Origin of the sequence: Halorubrum sp. SP3 (assembly GCF_005435195.1) — an archaeon.
Taxonomy (GTDB): domain Archaea; phylum Halobacteriota; class Halobacteria; order Halobacteriales; family Haloferacaceae; genus Halorubrum; species Halorubrum sodomense.
The window spans coordinates 1-522 of sequence record NZ_SGTU01000304.1; the positions used below are offsets into that span (position 1 = coordinate 1).

Annotated in this window: 1 pseudogene; it reads left to right on the plus strand. The window is 58.2% G+C overall.

The features are described from left to right. A pseudogene (locus EXE42_RS18930) lies at positions 1-431 on the plus strand (hypothetical protein); the annotation flags it as partial. Positions 432-522 lie beyond the last annotated feature (91 nt).

Here is a 522-nt window from a genome sequence, read left to right on the forward strand (position 1 = left end):
GCTACCAGCCGATGGACGGCGAACGGCTGGAAGGCATCGCCTCGAAGGGGCATCGTGTCCACGTGATCTCTGTCGGGTACGCGCAGTCGGTCCCCCCCACAGCTGATGGAACGGTCGAGGTCACGCAGATCAACAATCCGAACGACATTACCCGGCTCGGGATTGTCGTCTCGAGACTCACACAGGAGTGGTCGACCGACGACCGCGAGATACGCGTCTGTTATGACTCGCTGAACGTCCTGCTGAACTACCGAGATGTGAAGAACGTGTTCCGATTCCTCCACGTGTTTCTCAGTACGTTCACCAAGACGGACGCCGTCGCACACTTTCACGCCGACCCGCTCGAAGGCGATCCGCAGTCGATTAACACGCTCAAGCCACTGTTCGACGAGGTCGTCTCGATGGACTCAACCGGAACGTACGTAGAATAAATGAGCGTGGATAGACCAGAGACACCGCAGAAAGCGCCCGTTGAGATATCGCCGTGAGCGACATCGATCGATCACTCCGGATCCGCGCCTT